Genomic DNA, 17,558 nt, shown 5'->3' with positions numbered 1-17,558 from the left:
AAATAATTATTAAACGATGATTAAAATGGATTCTAAAAATTTACTTTATGAAGGAAAAGCAAAAAGCGTTTTCCAAGGCGAAAATCCTGATGAAGTCATAATTGACTTTAGAGATGACATGACTGCAGGAGATGGTGCTAGAAAAGAAAGCATGGGGCAAAAAGGTTACATTAACTCAGTTATTTGTGCAAAGATCTTTGAAACTCTTGAAGATGCTGGAGTTGAAACACAATTGATTGAACTATGCGAACCTTGTGTCATGAAAGCTAAAAAACTTGATATGATTCCTATAGAAGTTATAGTTAGGAACATAGCTACTGGAAGCATTATCAGGAAATTCCCATTTGAAGATAAAGCTCCATTCAACCCACCCCTTATACAAATGGACTTTAAGGACGATGAATTCCATGACCCAATGTTGAACGATGCAATAGCTATTGCTCTTGGAATAGCAAGCAAAGAGGACTTAGACAAATTAAGAGAGCTTGCTCTTAAGGTAAATGAAGTCATGAGCAAAATGTTTAAGGACATTGGAATCATTCTTGTAGACTTTAAAATCGAATTCGGTAAGGACAAGGATGGAAACATTATCTTAGGTGATGAGATAAGCCCTGACAGCTGCAGATTATGGGATGCTGAAACCCTTGATATGCTTGATAAGGAACTCTTCAGACAAGGAAAGGATGATGAGGTCATCGATGCATATGAAGAAGTGTTCAACAGACTCTTAACCGATGCAGATAAAGAAAAATGGGGAATCTGAATAATCTAAGAATTTAAATTAATCTAAAGAATTTAAAATATTAAAATGATAATAATTATAATCAAAATATTGAACTATTATTAAAATATAAATCAAAGTAATAAAATTAAATTTAGGTGATTGAAAATGATGTATGACATGGAAGTTAAAGTTTCCTTAAAACCGGGAATGTTAAATCCAGAAGCAACCACTATTCAAAGATCCCTTGCTCTTTTAGGATATGAAGTAAAAGGAACCAAAACAAAAGAAATCATTACTTTTTGTATGGAAGCGGATTCCGAAGATGATGCAAGAGAAAAAGTAGATGACATGTGTCAAAAACTATTATGCAACCCAATTATCCACAATTACACTATAAAAATCATTAAAATGGATTTAAGCTGCGGATGCGGATGCGAATAGATGGAATAATTGAAATATCTTAAGCAAAAAAGACAATTTAAAAACTAAAATTTATTCATAAAGTGATAAAATGGCAATTGGAATTATAAGATTCCCTGGAACTAACTGCGACCGTGATGTTTATAAGGCTATTGAACTTGCAGGCGGCCAAGCAGAGTATATCTGGTGGAATAATGAAGATCTAACTGATTATGATGGAATTGTTATACCTGGAGGATTCTCTTACGGAGATTACTTGCGTGCAGGAGCAATAGCTTCAAACACTCCTGTTGTGGAAGGAGTAAAGGCACTTGTAAAAGAGGAAAAGCCAGTTCTCGGAATATGTAATGGAGCACAGATTCTTGGAGAGATTGGACTTATTCCAGGATTGTTCATTACTAATGAAGTACCTAAATTCAATTGTGAATGGTCTAAATTGAAAGTTGCAAACAATAAGACCCCATTCACTAAAAACTTTGAAAAAGGCCAAGTAATTGACATTCCAATAGCTCACGCTGAAGGAAGATTCTACACTCAAGACATTGATCTTATGAAAGACCAGGATCAAATCGTTCTTCAGTTTGCAGAGGAAAATCCTAATGGGTCTATGGAAGCAATTACTGGTGTTTGTGATGAATCGGGACTTGTTCTTGCAATGATGCCACACCCAGAAAGGGCTACCACAAAACTATTGGGTTCAGATAACGGTCTTGAATTCTTTAAAGGTATGTTAGATAGTATTTAAGCTATCTAAATATACTAAATTTTTTAATCCATTTAAATCAATTGAAAAAAATTTACAAACTCATTTTTAAAATATAAATTAAGGAAGATAACATGCCAGTATATTTAATAGGTGCAGGTCCGGGAGACCCTGATTTAATAACTTTAAAAGCTGTGAAAGCATTAAACAAAGCAGATGTGGTTTTATATGATTATCTTGCTAATGAAGAGATTCTAAAGCATGCTCCAGAAAATGCAAAACGCATTTATGTAGGTAAAAAAGCAGGAGAACATTATAAGACACAGGATGAAATCAATCAATTGATCATTGAAGAAGCTAAAGAGAATGAAAATGTAATCAGATTGAAAGGTGGAGATCCATTTGTATTCGGCAGAGGTGGAGAAGAGCTATTGGCCCTTGCAAAGGAAAACATAGACTTTGAAGTTATTCCTGGAGTTACCTCAGCTATCGGTGCACCTACAAGCATGGCATTTCCAATTACACATAGGGCAGTTGCAACCTCATTTACAGTTGTAACAGGTCATGAGGACCCAACCAAAAAGGACAAGCAGGTTAAATGGGATTACACCGCAGATACCTTAATCATCCTTATGGGAATCGGAAACATTAAGGAAAACACTGAAGAGATCATGAAATACAGAGACCCTAAAACTCCTGCATGCGCTATTGAAAGCGGAACACTACCAAATGAAAGGGTCGTATTTGGAACCCTTGAAACAATAGCTGACAAGGAAATCAACACACCAGCAATACTTGTGATTGGTGATGTGATTAACGTATTTAAAGAGATTAAGGGAATTGAATAATCCTTTAATTTATCTTATTTTTATTATTCAAAAACTTAAAATCTATTTTTTTTCAGCTTTCAAAAGCTTTTTTCAAACTTTAACGAAAATTTTTCATAAAAATATTATCATAAATCCAAATGAGTATTACTTTGAAAAATGAGTTATTTTAATTAAAAAACTAAAATAATTAAAATCTATTTTTAAAATTTATTAAACTTAAATTTATTGAGAGAATATGAAAAATTAGATTAAATTAATTTTTAAAATCAAAAATAAAGAAAAATAAGCTAAAAAAGACATCAAATTTATATATTATTAAAGATAAACATAATATCAACTCAAATATACTTTATATAGTGTCTGAGTGAATTGCTAAAAAAGAGGTGTTTAATTATGGAAATCGGTGAAATTATTAGTGATGCTGCAATGTATCCTATTAATAACGTAAAAGCACTTGTAATCTATGGGGTGCTTGGTATTGTTGCATTTTTAGCATTAATCATTACTGGTGTTGGATTAATTGGCGCTGGTGAAGCTACTGGATTATTATCCGGAGGATTAGGGATTTTAGGAATTGTTGGAATCATCATTGCAATAGCAATATTCGCACTGATTGTTGGATATATGTTAGATGTTGTGAAAATAGCTATCAACAGAGAAGATAGCGCTCCTGAAATTGATCCTGTAAGACAAATTATCAATGGTATCAAATTATTTATTTTAGCAATAATTTACATGATAATTCCAATCATAATAATGGTTATCCTATCTGCCATCAATGAAACTTTAGGTTTAATTTTAGGATTCATATTATTGATTGTATTTGATATACTTTTAGTAATTGCCCAATGTAGATTTGCAAAAACCGAAAGTTTAGGAGAAGCTTTGAACATTGGTGAAGTAATCAATGACCTCAAAGAAATCGGAATTGTAAAAGTCCTTGCAATAATCATTATTATAGGAATCATTTCTTACGTTTTATCTGCTATAGCTACTGGAATTGGAAATTTCTCTGAAATTATTGGGGCAATTTTATCTGGTATCGTTACTATATATACTGCATTCCTACAAAGCAGAGCATACGGTTTATTATATTCCGATGCAGAATAAAACCAATCAAGTTTTGACCTTCGGTCAAAATTTGAGCAAAAATTTTAAGTTAGTTTAGAGTTTTTACTCTTAAACTAATACTTTTCTTTTTTTAAAAATAGGATTTAAACAATCATAAAAATCAGCACAAAAAATACTCCTTTTAAAAAATTAAAAAATAGTGCTAAAAAAGAAGAAATTTTAATAAACTCTTTTTAGAAAAGTTTGGAAATCAATCTAAATTATCTGCCCTTTTCAAAGCTTTTTTTACTCTAAATGCAATGTATTGGGTTCCTCCACGCATTACACGTCTAAACTCTGCCCAATCAAGATTTGCCAAGAAAGTCTTCACAATATATGCAAATGAGAAATAATATTTGCTCATCAAATTGTCCCTTAATTTCTCTATCTCCTTATGATCAGCATAAGGATAATCTACAAGGCAATTCAAGTAACCGTCATCATTTAGCCATTTGGAATAATCTTCTGTAATAAGATAACCATTCTCTTTAGCCCAATCATAGAATCCGGTTCCTGGGAAAGGCACCGCTTGCTGGAAGAAACACATGTCAGGATAAACTGATTGAGCAAACTTATAGGTTTCATCGATTGTTTCAAGACTGTCACCGGTAAGGCCAATCATAAAGCATCCGAACACCTTAATGTCCAATTTCCTTGCATTTTCCGCAAATGCCTTAGATTGCTCAAGAGTGATACCTTTCTTGATTTCATTTAAAACTTCCTGATTTCCAGATTCATAACCGCAAACAAGCAATCTGCAACCTGCATCCTTCATCTTTTTCATGGTTTCGAAAGTCAAATCCACTCTTGTATTGCAGGACCAAACAGGCTCCAAACCTCTTCTGTTGATTTCATCACAGAACTCAATGACTCTTGGCTGGTTTACAGTGAATGTATCATCTTCAATGAAGATCTCCTTAATCTCCGGAAGCTCATTTAGAATATATTCGAACTCATCTGCAAGGTCACTGACAGATCTTGTCCTGTAAATCCTTCCACCCATTGTAGATGGATAGCTGCAGAAATTGCACTGGTTTGGACATCCTCTTGATGAAACGATTTGAATCATTGGCTTTTGGGCAAATGCATAAGCGTAATCATCAAAGTTCAAGTATTTCTCATAAACCTTGGAAACATAAGGAAGGCTATCCAAATCATCTAATGGCTCTCTATCTTCAGTATGCTTGACAGCAAAATCAATGGAATCAGCTAATAGATTAACATCATCTAAAGCAGCAATATCATCACCATCGCAGTTCACCCTATATGAAACTCCCTTGACATTTGACACATCATCAGAAATTATAAGTTCACCAACTGTATAGTCATATTCCTGACGAAGGATATAGTCAATGCCTAAGCATTCTTTAAGAACTGCATCAGGCAAGATAGTTGCATGGGTTCCTCCAATCATTATTTTAGCTTTAGGATAAGCTTCCTTAATTGAATTGATAACCTTATAATCATAAGCGCAGGTAGGGGTTGTAATCTCAGCCATGATATAATCAGGTTCATACCCCTTCACTTCATTGACGGTATCCTCAATTGAGTATGCCTTTGTAATGCAATCAACAAGCTTGCATTCAAATCCTTCCCTTTCACACACTCCAACACAGTATGCTAACCAATAGGGATAGTACAAAGTGCCTGATTTGGTCTTTTCAGGCCATCTGCTTGCCCTGCTTATATTGAATTCATAGGGCAAGTTCAAAAATAAAATCTTCATTAATATCACGGATAAATATAATTTAAATAAATTGATAAAATTTATACATATTTTTTTACATATATAATTTTAGATATAAGTATTATATAAATTTAAATAAGTATTAAATAAGATTTATAAAACAATAAATATTTCAAAAACATATTATTAATTATAATCTCAAGATGTGGAAATATGGTAAAGAGAATAGCTATCACAAGACCTAAGGAAAGATCTAAAGCTGCAAAGGAATTCATAGAAAACTATGGAGGAGAAGCGGTTATAGTGCCAACATTGGAATTGAAACTGGAAAATACCGATTCACTAAAGGAATTGATGGGCAGATTTGGAGAATTGGACTGGTTAATATTCACTTCAGTCAGTTCAATCGATTCAATATTCAAGTTTTATCCGGACTTTGCTCAAACTTTAAATCCTGATTGCAAAATTGCTACTATTGGCACAAAAACTGCAGAAGTAGCTATGAATAAAGGACTCCATATAGATATCATACCAAAAGATTATACTGCTGAAGGACTCATTGAAGAATTTAAAAGAATCGACTTAAATAATAAAATTGTTGGCGTTCCCCGTACATTTTCTGCAAGGACTATTTTACCTGAAGAACTCAAAAACATGGGGGCTGAAGTCATCTTGGCAGAAAGCTATAAGTCAGTCATTCCAGATGACAAAAAAGACATTGAAAATTTAATTCAAGAAATCATAGATGAAAGGATAGATGGAATAACATTTACAAGTCCACTTACTGTGGTGAACCTATTCAAGACAGCTGAAGATGATCAAAAGGATGAACTTGTTGAAAAGTTATCAAGTTCCACACTTACAGTAGCCATTGGACCAATAACTGGAAAAATACTTGACGATTATAATGTAAAGCACATCTATCCTGAAAGATACACAGTCAAAGACATGATTGACTTGATGTTTAGGGAATTGAACAATCAAAATTAGATAAAAGCAATGCCATAATATGATGCTTTTTATCAATAATATATGAAAATATATGAAAATATATGAATAATAATCTAAGACAAGGGGGAATTTCTATCAACCAATTTAAAATAAGCATAATCATACCTGTTTACAATGGAGAGAAATATCTTCCAATTACTTTAGATTCAGTTATCAATCAAACAATAGGAATTGAAAACCTGGAAATAATAATAGCTAATGACTGTTCCACAGACAATACAAAGCAGATAATTGAAGATTATAAGGAAAGAATCAACAATGAGACTAATAAGGAAACCATTAAGTCAATCCACCTTGTGGAAAACATGGGTGGGGCATTTGGTCCTCGAAACATAGCATTGAACCATGTGAATGGAGAATATCTGATGTTCATAGATTCAGATGACACTTATCCTTTGGATGCATGTGAAACATTATACAATAAGATCAATGAATATGAATGCGACATTGCCTTTGGAAGATACTTGAGGCATTATCCAGAGAAAAATATCATTCGAAAGTCATACACTCCATACGTAGACAGCTTAAAAAAGCCATATGTCGATTACCTTGATGATTTGGTTAAAGGTTCTAACTTAAATGGATTCATAGGTTCACTCTGGAAAAACATCATGAGCAGATTCTTTTATGGTAAATCCATTAAGAAGGAAAACAATGAAGAGATATTCATTAAGGATTTCAAAGCGGAAAAGAATGATGAAATAGCTATTTTAAAGATCTTGCCATCATTCTGGTCTAAAATATACAGAACCGAACTGATAAGGGAAAATGGCATCAAGTTTCCAGAATGCATCTCTGCTGAGGACTTGAACTTCCTATTGGAATCATATATCAAAAGCGAAAAAGGAATTCTGTTTTTAAACAATAAGATTGTTTACAATTATTTCATGAGACTTGAAGATGAAGACAAGTCCATTACAAAAAACATTAACTTCAGATTAGTGCACGATTCACTGAAAGCCTACAGATTGTCTTCAGAGCTTTCTGATGAATATGGCATCAGGAATAAAGATCTCTTCCTGAATCCTTACCTATTGAATTGGATTAGTCTATGGTTAAGCAGGGATAATTCAAAAGAGGAAAATAAGGTATTCCTTAATGAGATTGAAATGATGGAACATGGCAAGAAGAATGGATTGAAATACAAGCTAATTCTAAAATTCATTAAAGTCCTATTGAAAATCAAATAATGAGTAATTTAAAAAAATTGCTTATCAAAATAAATAATTTTTAAATATTATGCTAACATATTATAAATAAGAAAGAAGAGAAAAATCTTGAAGAGGTGAAAAAATGAAAGACGTTATGATTTGGCCGATATATCTTGATGCTGGAAAATCATTGAATGAAGGCAGAAAAATATCTAAAGAATATGCCGTCTCTGAACCAAGAATTAAGGAAATTGTAAAGGCTACTCAAAAATTAAGATACAAATATTATGCTGAAGAGGATAAGGCATATCCTGGCGAATGGTACAATAAATCCGGAAGAGTCATCATCACCAGCGATGACAGCAAAAAGGAAATTCTAATCAATTTATCAAACACCATCAAACAAATGAGAGAAGCCAAACAATCAAATAGGCCTGGCAATAAAAAAGGCAAAAAAGGAAAAAGAAGAAAATAAAATTCAATTTACAGTAAGAAAAAAATAAAAAGGCGTTAAAATGACAAAAAACATACCACCAGAAATGAAAGAAAGATATGAAGAAGCTAGAAGACTTATAGAATCTTCAAAAGACATTAAGATTTACAGCCATACTGACTGCGACGGAATCTCATCAGGAGCAATCTTAACAGGAATCCTAAAAAAGATTGGAAGGAAATTAGGCGAGGATTTTGAAATTGAAATCGTTAACCTCGATGTTTTGGAAAATGTTCCAATTGAACATGAATTGACAATATTTTCTGACCTTGGGTCTGGACAGCCTGTTGATAAGAATGCAAATAAGGATTCCAAAATACTTATTCTCGACCACCACCCTCCACTTAGAGACATTGATTACTGCGATACAGTAGATTATGACTATTTGGAAATAAATCCTATTTTTTATGGAATAGACGGATCTGGAGAAATTTGTGGAGGAGGTCTATGTTACCTTCTTGCTAAGGAATTCGGTTTTACCGATTTAAGCTGGCTTGGAATATTGGCAGCTATTGGAGACATACAAAACGGTAAAACTGGAAAATTGGAAGGAATGAATAGAACTATCCTTAAGGATGCTGAAGACGAGGGATTAGTTAATGTAATCAAAAATGACCTATCATTATACGGCAGACAAACAAGACCGTTGTTTGTTGCATTATCCTATTTCAGCGATGTAAACTTGGAAATCACAAATGACCAGAACAGGTCATTGGACTTGTTAAAAAGACTTGGCATAAATACCAGAAACCCTGTAAATGACACATCCATCAGATCCTGTGATTTAAGCCAAAACGATAAATTCAAATTAATCAAAGAATTAATTAACATGATTACAAAGGAAATCCCTAGCAGATATGCAATTCATGCTCCAAAATTAGTTATGGGAGAAAGCTATGAATTTGCAAATGAGGAGAAATACACCTTCTTAAGGGATGCATCAGAATTTTCTACAGCAATGAATGCATGCGTTAGAAATGAAAGGCCTGAAGTTGCTTTGAAACTATTGGATTTGACAATAAGAAGAAACGAAATCTTAAGTGACAATAATGTTTCAGTAGATATTGAAAGCGATAGGGCAGTGGTGCTAGATGAACTTGAAGAGATTTCAAAAGCCCATAGGTTCTATTTGGCACAGAACATTAAGACCATTGGTGAATCTGACTCTATAGTGCAAATGGAAAATATCCAGTATTTCGATGGGGAAGGCATAAGAAGCAATGTTGTAGGTACAATTGCTGGAATGGTCCTAAGTCAAGGAGATTGGAGAAAACCTATTATTGCATTTACCCAAGTGAGTGAAGAGAATGATGATTTGAAGATTTCACTTCGTTGCTCTAAGCTACTCGCTTATGATGGAGTTCACTTTGGGAAAATAATCAGAAAAGTGTCTCAGAGTTTAGGTGGAAACGGTGGAGGTCACGATGTAGCTTGTGGTGCTTATATCCGTAAAGACCAAAAAGAGGAATTCTTTGACATGATGAACAAGGAATTGGAAGGTAAATTGGTACTTGATTAATCCTTCAATGCCAATTTATTAATACCAACACTATTTTTTTATATATGCATTTATTAAGACTATTTTTATTTATACTCATTTAAAAACTATTTTTTTAAGTAAATTTTTTAAATAAATTTTACATTCAAATAGACTTTATAAAAAAGTAAAATAAACTTTAAATATTATAAATGACAAAGTAACTATTAACTAGAAATAATTAATTCTTTCAATAAAATAAATTAAGTGGTTATTATGGAAATCTTACAAAAAAGAGGAGCATTGACTCATTTTCAAATTTTAGGGGAAATCTCTAAGCAAGAACCAAATCTTAAGCAAAAGGATTTGGCTGAACGTTTAGGAATTACAATTCAAGCGGTTTCTGAAAACATCAAAACATTGACTGAACTTGAATACATCACATCTAAAGATGGTAGAGCACCATATAAGATTACCCAAAAGGGAATTGCTAAAGTAAAAAAAGATGCAATTACCTTAAGAAAGTATTCTGATAGTGTTCTTGAAACCATGACCTATTATAAATCTACTTGGCCTGCAATTGCTAAGGAAGACTTGAAGGAAGGTGACGAAGTAGGTTTATTTATGGAAGATGGCAGATTATACGCTTCAATCAATGCACAGACTGATGCATACGCTGATGTAATATTGGATACTAAAAAAGGATTTGATGTTGCTTTAACCAATCTTAAGGGAACCATTGAAATCAAGGAAAGTAAAATCCTTATAATTACATTGCCTCCAATAAAACAAGGAGGATCAAGGTCTGCAGATATCGACTTGATTAAGGAAATCTATGATGGAAAATATGAAAACTATGGCTTAAGCTCAATTGACAAGGTTGCAGCAATTGGAACCACTTCCCATGTAATAGCTAATGCTTTAGGCATGCCAATAGATATTGAATTTGGAGTGAGTGAAGCAGCTCAATCTGCAGTTAGAAAAGGATTGAATGTATTGATCCTTTCAATCGGAGATATGAGCAAAAACATTGCAAAAGACTTGGAAGAAGCTAATGTGCCATATCAAGTCATAGATGCTAAAAAATCAACTATTGAACTTTAAGAATATATTTTTATATATTTTTAAATTCTCTTCTTTTTTTATATATTTTAACATTTTCAATAAAAAAAAAAAAAAAAACTACTTTTAAAAAATTTTCTAAAATCTTAAAAAAAGTAAAAAAACTATTTTTAAAAAAACTTCTAAAGTAAAATAAAAAAAACTATTTTTAAAAAATATTTACAGTTTAAAAAAAAAAAAAAAAGTAAAAAAACTATTTAGAAATTAAATAGCTTTTTCTTCACAATAACTTTGGAATCTGCATTTTCTACATTTATTTGGGTTTTTAGTAGGTATCGGGTCTCTTTTATCATCAATTAATCTATGTAAAAAATTGATTGTGTACCTAATATTCTGTTCATTGCTTTCATTGAATTCTTCACTCCAGAATATATTGTCTGTTCCCCTTTGCCTTAATGCAGCAATGATTGTACGGTTATCATCTCCAATCATGTTTTTAAATGCCAAGCAGTAAGCGCGAACTTGATTGATTGTTGATGGATAAGCCCTGTTTCCAGGTTTATCGTCAATGATGATTATCTTATCGGGAGTCATTCTAACTTCATCAATAAAACCGCGAATTCCATCTTCAGTATCAATCACAAACATTTCACGAGACAAGATTTCCTCTTCCTTAGACAATTCAAAAGCATCTTGAAAAGTTGATGGCTGAGCGGTTTCCTTGAATTTTTCCTCTAAGCGGGAATGTCCTTCAGTTCCTTCAAGCATTTCTTGAGTTGGTGCAGTGCTAACTCCTTGGCAATATTCAAGGTATAAACTGTATTCGCAATATCCTTGTGTATTTAGCCAGCTAATTGGAAAATTAGCTTTCTCATCAATAATTCGAACCATCTTATAATTTTCATGACGTTCAAAATCTAAAATATTGAATTCGTCTATAATAAGTTTATTTTCCATAGAATCCCCTAATAATAAAAATATCTAAAAAAATAAAATTAAAAAATCTTAAAAAAACAAGAAAAAAATAAAATAATTATTAAAGAATAATTAAATAATTATTAAAGAATAATTAAATAATTATTAAATAATTATGAAATATATTAAATAATTAATAATTTCTTCTACTAAAAAATACATCAGTATTCTCTTCAATAACAGTAGTTCTGGTAATGCCATCTAAAAGTCTGGTTTTACCTGCAATTCTTCCAAGAATTACATCAATAATTATTGGGAACCAGTAAATTTTAGAAAGAGACCTGATCAATGCTTGAGAATAGGTAATGGAATAATCCCTTCCAAGCCTGCCTCTTCTTGGCACCGCTGATTTAACTTCAATAAACATCAATCTTTTACCAACAGTTGCACCTATATTCTTCTCTAAAATTGTAAAATACGCTAAAATTAGGAATGGAAGAATAAATACAAAGTAATGGTAAATTTGGAACATATTGAAGTAGTTTATAAAGAAATATGCGAAATAGGAAATAATCCACATAAATGCAGAAACTACAAAGAAATCGAGAATATATGCTACAACTCTTTTACCGAATAAGTCCATCAAATCACCATCTGATTATTTATTATAAACCTATAATTTAAAATCTTAATTTAACATACTCTTGGAACAGGATCTGCTATAGGGGTTTCTAGGATTCTAACTCCACCAATGCCTGTTTCAATCAATACTTTATCATCATCAATAACTTCACCGATAATGGCTGCATCCTTACCATATTTGTCGGTTTTAATAGCTGCCAATACTTCTTCAGCCTTTTCAGCTTTTACACCCATTAAAACTTTTCCTTCATTAGCAACTTCATATGGATCAATACCTAACATATCAGATGCTGCTCTAACTGCCTCTTTAACAGGAATAGCTTCATCCTTAAGCATGACTCCAACACCGGATTTACGAGCCATTTCATTTATGCAGTTTGCAAGTCCTCCACGGGTAGGGTCTTTCATAGCAGTTACTCCACCTACTTCAAGAGCCTTGGAAATGATTCCCCACATAGGAGCTACATCAGATTTCAATTCAGTTTCAAATCCGAAACCTTCCCTAAAGGACATTAAGCTCATTCCGTGGTCTCCAACACTACCAGTGATTATGATTTTATCTCCAACACTTAAAGTGGAATCCTTGATTACTTCTCCTTTTTTAGCAATTCCAATACCAGTAGTTACAATAACAATACCATCAAGCTTGTCTTGTTCCATTACTTTAGTGTCTCCAGTAATGACTGCTACATCAGCTTCTTCACAGGTATCGCTTAAAGATTTTATGATTTTATCCAAGTCTTCAATTGGAAAACCTTCCTGTAAAATCATTGCATTTGAAATAGCTAAAGGCTTTGCACCCATTACAGAAACATCATTTATAGTTCCTGCTGCTGAAATTCTTCCAATATCTCCACCAGGGAAGAACAATGGGTTTACGGTATGACCATCAGTTGTTACAACAATCTCATAATCTCCAAGAGGGATTGTTGCACCATCATCCAATGCATCTAAGCCGTATCCTCCTTCAACTGATTTTTTTGATAAATTATTTAGAATGGTCTGTGAGATCAAATTTCCCATTACTTCTCCACCAGCACCATGTGACATTCCTATCTTCATTTTATCTCCTTAATGTTAATAATTAAAATAAATAACAAGCAAAATTAATATCTTGCTCAAACTTATAAAAGATTCGTAATATCTTCAATAGTTTATAACATTATAATATATCTAATTAATATTAAATAAGTATTTGCTATTTTAAAAAAATAAAAATAAATTAGTTATTTGAAAAAAAGTAAAAATTAGTTAAAAAAGCAATCTAAAAAATAACTAAAAAATAGCTAAAAAAGTAAAATAAACTAAAAAAAGTAATAAATGTAAAAATTAGTAAAAAAAAGGGTAATAAGTAAAAATAAATAAAAAAAGATAGAATAACAGAATTATTCTACAATAACTCCGTTAACAACACCATCTTGACCAGGTCTGGAGGTAACTTTTGCGTGACCTAATTCGGTTTCTACAATAGCACCTTTGGTGATGATGTTCCTTCTTACGTAGTTAGGGTTAGCACTGTTTTCAATTACGTTTAAGATTTCTACAGTGTGAGCTTTACCGTCAGCATCGATAACGTTGATTTGGTTTTCGAATGCTAATCTGTGTTTTTCGTTTCCACCACGGGTTCTGATTTTTCTTAATTTTTTCTCACCTAATCTGGTTTCTGCAGATTCTCTACCTAATTCAGATTTCCTTTTACCACGGTTTGCAACTCTTCTAGCACCAGATGGAGATCTGGTTGATTTTCCTTGACAAATAGCCATAACAATATCTCCTTATATTATTTTTTCCGTAACCTATGTAATTATTAAATTTTTTCCATAAGATCCAAGTTAAATTTACATAAAGTAATCTAATGGAATGAATTTTTTAAAATATGAAACTCAAAAAACAAGCTTCCGCTTTGCTTGATAAGAGATAAATTCAATAAAAATTTATTTTCAATAATTATTAAATTTATTTTTGATTTATTTTTTTAAAGATTGAGAATAAAATTCTCATAAATAAGCAAGTTAATTAATGATTCTTACTGCAAGATAAAATAAGAATGTATATATTTATATTCAAAACTATATATAAAGGTAACTATTTTTCAGTCCTTTAAAAATTTAAAATTAAAGAATAATATCAAAAATATTATAATTTAAAAAATTTAAAAAATTTAAAAAAGGAACAGAGCAAAAAATAAAATAAAATAAAATAAAAAAAATGAAAAGATAAAAAATCTTATAAAACAGTATCAACATCAGAGATACTATCTAGTACAATGATATCAATATCCTCTTCATTAACTCTTTCTTTTTCATCTTCATCTAAAGTTGAATTGACAAGAATAGCACTCATTCCGGCATTAACTGCACCCATACAGTCAACATCCAATTTATTTCCAATCATAATGCTTTTTTTAACATCACAAGCCATTCTTCTGCATGCTTCTATATATATTTCAGGATCTGGCTTTTCAACTCCAACTTCCTCTGAAGTGATTACGATGTCAAAAAAGTGGTATAAATTCAATCTAACCAATTTTTCCCATTGCTTAATGGTGATTCCATTAGTGATTGCACCTAATTTATATCCTTTACTTTTAAGGTAAATCAATATTGCACTTGTTCTAGGGAATGGTCTTAAAAGAGCAAATTTCACATTGTGATATGTTGTCATTCCAATAGCTACTAAAAGAGGATCTTCCTTTCCTAAAACTTCTTCTGTTAAGATATTGAAGTGTCTGGAATAATTTGAACCTTTTTCTTTAATAATATCCTTTAGTAAATCATATGCTTCCTCTGGTTCTAAAGGTAAACCATTGTTACACATACTTTCAATAGCTGCATGTCTTGCCAAATCTGCAAAACTTGAAGTGTCTACAAGAGTATCATCAATATCAAAAAATACTGCTTTTGTCATCATTACACCAAATACTAAAATGTTTTAAGCAATTAAGCATTGAAATTTCATTTTCTTAATATTAATTTCTTAATTATATTCTAATTATATATTTATTTTATTATTATATAAAAATTCCTAAAGAAAATTATTTATATAGCAAAATATTTGTAAATTTTAATTCATTAGGAATTAAAAGAAAGCATCTAAACTTTGTTGCCTTTCATTGGAAGATAATTCCCTTAATCTATCCTTGTCATAACCTAAAGGTTCCATCATCCTTGAAACTGCAGGAATCAACTGATTTTCAATATAATATTCCTTATCATATTCTATTCCTTCACTATATTCATAAGGAACTGCTCTCTGACTTATTGAACCTTTTCCCTTAGCTATAATGTATTGGACAATGGTTCCTTTACCTACCTTGATTCCGTGAGATTCTATCTCTCGAGCAGCAATAACATGAGGGCCAACCTGTTTGTAATCATCAAGATTTTTGGTGATTTGAGTATGGATAACCAATTCCTTCATATCAAGATTACCTGACTTGATTTGCTTTAGAACTTTGCTGATGATTTTTTCAGCCTTTTTAACATTACCCTCTTCTAAAATAGCCATTAAGATATCTTCTTGAGTTTTCTTTGCAATTGGAGCCCAATCTCTCCTAACAAGTTCCAATCCTTTTGCAATGATCTTACCATCTTCAATAACAGCATATCTTTTTTTGCTTACAAAGAACCCTCTTCTATAGAATCCTTCAAATTCCAATTCCATTGTATCAGGTAAAGACCCATTGAAATAAGATAAAAACTTATCCTTTTGCACCTTTATCTCATTTTCAATAGCTATTTGCTCAGGGGATTCAATCATTTTTACACCTAAAATTAATTATATATTATATACAATAATATCTTTTTTATCTTTTTAATAAATCTTTTTAATATTTATCATCCTTAAATTTGAAAATCATGTTCAAAAATATGTTCTAAATTTTATCTATATAATAAGTATCTAATATCTATCAAATACCTATCTAATATCTATTAAATATCTATCAAATATCTATCAAATATCTATCAAATAGATATTATGAACTTAAACATTTAATATTTAATATCTAACTTAATATTAAGAATAGTAATATATATTAAACTAAATTTGAATTCTTAATAAAAAATATATATAATAAAGTTCAATATAATAAAAACAGTTTAATATAATAAAAACAGATAAAGGGATTGCTATGAAAGACTCTGAGAAAATTATTATAGAATTCATCAAGTTGTCAAAAAATCGAGAGAAAATATTCAAAGCATTAGATGGTGAAACTCTAAAGCCTACAGATATAAGCAAAAAGACAAATATCCATAGTAACAATGTAAGTCGCATTCTAAGTCAATTGCGAGAGAAAAACTTAGTTCGTTTATTAAACCCTGAAACCAAACGAGGCAGATTATACGAATTAACAGACTATGGAAAAGAAATTTTAAATTTAATGAAATCACAAAATTAGGATTCATTAAATTTAAAAAAAAAATAGTAAAAAAATTAAAAAAAATAAAATATTAAAAAAATAATAAAATAATAAATAATAAAAAAATAATTAAATAATAAATAATAAAAAAATAATTAAAAAATAAAATTATATTTCTATTTCTAAAGCAATAGGACAATGATCAGAACCCATTATATCAGATTTGATATATGATGCATTTACATTGTCTTTAAATTCTTCATTTACAAAGAAGTAATCTAAACGCCATCCAACATTTCTTTCTCTTGCACGGGTTCTATAACTCCACCATGTATATTGGTCCTTTTCATCTCCATGCAACATTCTGAATGTATCAATATAACCATTATCCAGGAATTTAGTTACCCATTCTCTTTCTATAGGCAAGAAACCTGAAACATCTTCATTATTTTTTGGTCTTGCAAGATCAATTTCCTTATGAGCAGTGTTCAAGTCACCACAAATCACCAAATTGTGACCCTTATCCCTTAAATCATTAGTATAATCAAGGAATGCATCATAGAAATCAAGCTTATATTTCAATCTTTCATCACCACTTCCCCCATTAGGATAGTAAATGTTTAAAAGAGTGAATCCCTCGAAATCCAATCTTTGAAGTCTTCCTTCAATATCAAACTTTTCAATTCCCATTCCAGAATAAACCTCTTTAGGTTCAATAGCTGTATAAGTGGCTACTCCACTGTATCCTTTTCTTTCTGCTGAATTGAAATAGCTTGTATAGCCTGGAACATTAACTAATTTTTTAGGCAACTGGTCTATTTGAGCCTTGGTTTCCTGAAGGCATATAACATCTGCCTTTTCCTCATTGAACCAATCAAGAAAGCCTTTTTTATGAATAGCCCTAATACCATTTACATTCCATGAGATAAGTCTAACATCTGTCATAAAAATCACATTAAAAACAATAATT

The 17,558-nt window shown here is 31.2% G+C and carries 19 protein-coding genes; 11 read left to right on the top strand and 8 right to left on the bottom strand.

What is annotated here, in order from left to right; all coding sequences use genetic code 11:
* Positions 1-25: 25 nt before the first annotated feature.
* The 5 genes from purC to QZU90_RS06270 all read left to right on the top strand — a co-directional run bounded on the left by purC (position 26) and on the right by QZU90_RS06270 (position 3,787).
* Complete coding sequence (gene purC / locus QZU90_RS06290; RefSeq protein WP_295605891.1) at positions 26-763, top strand: phosphoribosylaminoimidazolesuccinocarboxamide synthase; 738 nt, start codon at positions 26-28, stop codon at positions 761-763.
* 126 nt (positions 764-889) lie between these two features.
* Positions 890-1,165: a phosphoribosylformylglycinamidine synthase subunit PurS gene (gene purS, locus QZU90_RS06285; RefSeq protein ID WP_296856207.1), complete on the top strand. Its 276-nt coding sequence runs from the start codon at positions 890-892 to the stop codon at positions 1,163-1,165.
* Positions 1,166-1,235: 70 nt separating this feature from the next.
* Entirely contained in the window at positions 1,236-1,889 is a 654-nt protein-coding gene (gene purQ, locus QZU90_RS06280) for a phosphoribosylformylglycinamidine synthase subunit PurQ (RefSeq protein ID WP_296856205.1), read from the top strand.
* 92 nt (positions 1,890-1,981) lie between these two features.
* On the top strand, positions 1,982-2,695 hold the full coding sequence (gene cobA, locus QZU90_RS06275; protein WP_295605897.1) for a uroporphyrinogen-III C-methyltransferase: 714 nt from the start codon (positions 1,982-1,984) through the stop codon (positions 2,693-2,695).
* Positions 2,696-3,070: 375 nt separating this feature from the next.
* Positions 3,071-3,787 carry a DUF4013 domain-containing protein gene (locus QZU90_RS06270; protein ID WP_295605899.1) on the top strand — a complete coding sequence of 239 codons (717 nt, stop codon included), beginning with the start codon at positions 3,071-3,073 and terminating at the stop codon, positions 3,785-3,787.
* 211 nt (positions 3,788-3,998) lie between these two features.
* On the opposite strand, the gene QZU90_RS06265 is transcribed toward QZU90_RS06270, so the two are convergent.
* Positions 3,999-5,513 (bottom strand): B12-binding domain-containing radical SAM protein, encoded by a 1,515-nt coding sequence (locus QZU90_RS06265; RefSeq protein ID WP_296856202.1) that lies wholly within the window; start codon positions 5,511-5,513, stop codon positions 3,999-4,001.
* Between the two features lie 174 nt (positions 5,514-5,687).
* Here QZU90_RS06265 and QZU90_RS06260 point away from each other — a divergent pair, with 174 nt between their 5' ends.
* From QZU90_RS06260 to QZU90_RS06240, 5 genes are all read left to right on the top strand, one after another.
* Positions 5,688-6,464 (top strand): uroporphyrinogen-III synthase, encoded by a 777-nt coding sequence (locus tag QZU90_RS06260; RefSeq protein WP_296856200.1) that lies wholly within the window; start codon positions 5,688-5,690, stop codon positions 6,462-6,464.
* Positions 6,465-6,526: 62 nt separating this feature from the next.
* The gene (locus QZU90_RS06255) at positions 6,527-7,675 is read left to right on the top strand and encodes a glycosyltransferase family 2 protein (RefSeq protein WP_295605905.1); all 1,149 of its coding nucleotides are present in this window, start codon (positions 6,527-6,529) and stop codon (positions 7,673-7,675) included.
* A 103-nt stretch (positions 7,676-7,778) separates the two neighbouring features.
* Complete coding sequence (locus QZU90_RS06250; protein ID WP_295605907.1) at positions 7,779-8,111, top strand: signal recognition particle subunit SRP19/SEC65 family protein; 333 nt, start codon at positions 7,779-7,781, stop codon at positions 8,109-8,111.
* A gap of 40 nt (positions 8,112-8,151) precedes the next feature.
* On the top strand, positions 8,152-9,648 hold the full coding sequence (locus tag QZU90_RS06245) for a DHH family phosphoesterase (RefSeq protein WP_296856198.1): 1,497 nt from the start codon (positions 8,152-8,154) through the stop codon (positions 9,646-9,648).
* 234 nt (positions 9,649-9,882) lie between these two features.
* Positions 9,883-10,710: a winged helix-turn-helix transcriptional regulator gene (locus QZU90_RS06240; RefSeq protein WP_295605910.1), complete on the top strand. Its 828-nt coding sequence runs from the start codon at positions 9,883-9,885 to the stop codon at positions 10,708-10,710.
* 222 nt (positions 10,711-10,932) lie between these two features.
* Here QZU90_RS06240 and QZU90_RS06235 read toward each other — a convergent pair whose 3' ends face one another.
* From QZU90_RS06235 to QZU90_RS06210, 6 genes are all read right to left on the bottom strand, one after another.
* A complete protein-coding gene (locus QZU90_RS06235; protein WP_295605912.1) occupies positions 10,933-11,625 on the bottom strand; it encodes a Dna2/Cas4 domain-containing protein in 693 nt (230 codons plus the stop codon).
* Between the two features lie 151 nt (positions 11,626-11,776).
* Positions 11,777-12,226: an RDD family protein gene (locus tag QZU90_RS06230; RefSeq protein ID WP_296856195.1), complete on the bottom strand. Its 450-nt coding sequence runs from the start codon at positions 12,224-12,226 to the stop codon at positions 11,777-11,779.
* Positions 12,227-12,276: 50 nt separating this feature from the next.
* Positions 12,277-13,287, bottom strand: a complete 1,011-nt coding sequence (gene hypE, locus QZU90_RS06225) for a hydrogenase expression/formation protein HypE (RefSeq protein WP_292777486.1) — start codon at positions 13,285-13,287, stop codon at positions 12,277-12,279.
* Positions 13,288-13,610: 323 nt separating this feature from the next.
* Positions 13,611-13,988, bottom strand: a complete 378-nt coding sequence (locus QZU90_RS06220) for a 30S ribosomal protein S8e (RefSeq protein ID WP_292787740.1) — start codon at positions 13,986-13,988, stop codon at positions 13,611-13,613.
* 463 nt (positions 13,989-14,451) lie between these two features.
* Positions 14,452-15,132, bottom strand: coding sequence for a TIGR02253 family HAD-type hydrolase (locus QZU90_RS06215; RefSeq protein ID WP_295605916.1), 681 nt, complete (start codon positions 15,130-15,132; stop codon positions 14,452-14,454).
* Between the two features lie 171 nt (positions 15,133-15,303).
* Entirely contained in the window at positions 15,304-15,984 is a 681-nt protein-coding gene (locus tag QZU90_RS06210; RefSeq protein ID WP_296856192.1) for a DNA polymerase domain-containing protein, read from the bottom strand.
* A gap of 412 nt (positions 15,985-16,396) precedes the next feature.
* Here QZU90_RS06210 and QZU90_RS06205 point away from each other — a divergent pair, with 412 nt between their 5' ends.
* Entirely contained in the window at positions 16,397-16,627 is a 231-nt protein-coding gene (locus QZU90_RS06205; RefSeq protein ID WP_295605918.1) for a winged helix-turn-helix domain-containing protein, read from the top strand.
* A gap of 129 nt (positions 16,628-16,756) precedes the next feature.
* Here QZU90_RS06205 and QZU90_RS06200 read toward each other — a convergent pair whose 3' ends face one another.
* The gene (locus QZU90_RS06200) at positions 16,757-17,533 is read right to left on the bottom strand and encodes an exodeoxyribonuclease III (RefSeq protein ID WP_295605919.1); all 777 of its coding nucleotides are present in this window, start codon (positions 17,531-17,533) and stop codon (positions 16,757-16,759) included.
* Between the last annotated feature and the right edge of the window lie 25 nt (positions 17,534-17,558).

The sequence above is a fragment of the uncultured Methanobrevibacter sp. genome (genome assembly GCF_902784195.1).
Taxonomy (GTDB): domain Archaea; phylum Methanobacteriota; class Methanobacteria; order Methanobacteriales; family Methanobacteriaceae; genus Methanobrevibacter.
Note: the sequence above shows the minus strand (reverse complement) of the source record. Positions and strands in the feature narration are given on the sequence as shown.

Excerpts from the sequence above, each read along its gene's own strand:
- purC (WP_295605891.1), top strand. The coding sequence starts at position 26 with ATGGATTCTAAAAATTTACTTTATGAAGGAAAAGCAAAAAGCGTTTTC.
- purS (WP_296856207.1), top strand. The coding sequence starts at position 890 with ATGATGTATGACATGGAAGTTAAAGTTTCCTTAAAACCGGGAATGTTA.
- purQ (WP_296856205.1), top strand. The coding sequence starts at position 1,236 with ATGGCAATTGGAATTATAAGATTCCCTGGAACTAACTGCGACCGTGAT.
- cobA (WP_295605897.1), top strand. The coding sequence starts at position 1,982 with ATGCCAGTATATTTAATAGGTGCAGGTCCGGGAGACCCTGATTTAATA.
- QZU90_RS06270 (WP_295605899.1), top strand. The coding sequence starts at position 3,071 with ATGGAAATCGGTGAAATTATTAGTGATGCTGCAATGTATCCTATTAAT.
- QZU90_RS06265 (WP_296856202.1), bottom strand. The coding sequence starts at position 5,513 with ATGAAGATTTTATTTTTGAACTTGCCCTATGAATTCAATATAAGCAGG.
- QZU90_RS06260 (WP_296856200.1), top strand. The coding sequence starts at position 5,688 with ATGGTAAAGAGAATAGCTATCACAAGACCTAAGGAAAGATCTAAAGCT.
- QZU90_RS06255 (WP_295605905.1), top strand. The coding sequence starts at position 6,527 with ATGAATAATAATCTAAGACAAGGGGGAATTTCTATCAACCAATTTAAA.
- QZU90_RS06250 (WP_295605907.1), top strand. The coding sequence starts at position 7,779 with ATGAAAGACGTTATGATTTGGCCGATATATCTTGATGCTGGAAAATCA.
- QZU90_RS06245 (WP_296856198.1), top strand. The coding sequence starts at position 8,152 with ATGACAAAAAACATACCACCAGAAATGAAAGAAAGATATGAAGAAGCT.
- QZU90_RS06240 (WP_295605910.1), top strand. The coding sequence starts at position 9,883 with ATGGAAATCTTACAAAAAAGAGGAGCATTGACTCATTTTCAAATTTTA.
- QZU90_RS06235 (WP_295605912.1), bottom strand. The coding sequence starts at position 11,625 with ATGGAAAATAAACTTATTATAGACGAATTCAATATTTTAGATTTTGAA.
- QZU90_RS06230 (WP_296856195.1), bottom strand. The coding sequence starts at position 12,226 with ATGGACTTATTCGGTAAAAGAGTTGTAGCATATATTCTCGATTTCTTT.
- hypE (WP_292777486.1), bottom strand. The coding sequence starts at position 13,287 with ATGAAGATAGGAATGTCACATGGTGCTGGTGGAGAAGTAATGGGAAAT.
- QZU90_RS06220 (WP_292787740.1), bottom strand. The coding sequence starts at position 13,988 with ATGGCTATTTGTCAAGGAAAATCAACCAGATCTCCATCTGGTGCTAGA.
- QZU90_RS06215 (WP_295605916.1), bottom strand. The coding sequence starts at position 15,132 with ATGACAAAAGCAGTATTTTTTGATATTGATGATACTCTTGTAGACACT.
- QZU90_RS06210 (WP_296856192.1), bottom strand. The coding sequence starts at position 15,984 with ATGATTGAATCCCCTGAGCAAATAGCTATTGAAAATGAGATAAAGGTG.
- QZU90_RS06200 (WP_295605919.1), bottom strand. The coding sequence starts at position 17,533 with ATGACAGATGTTAGACTTATCTCATGGAATGTAAATGGTATTAGGGCT.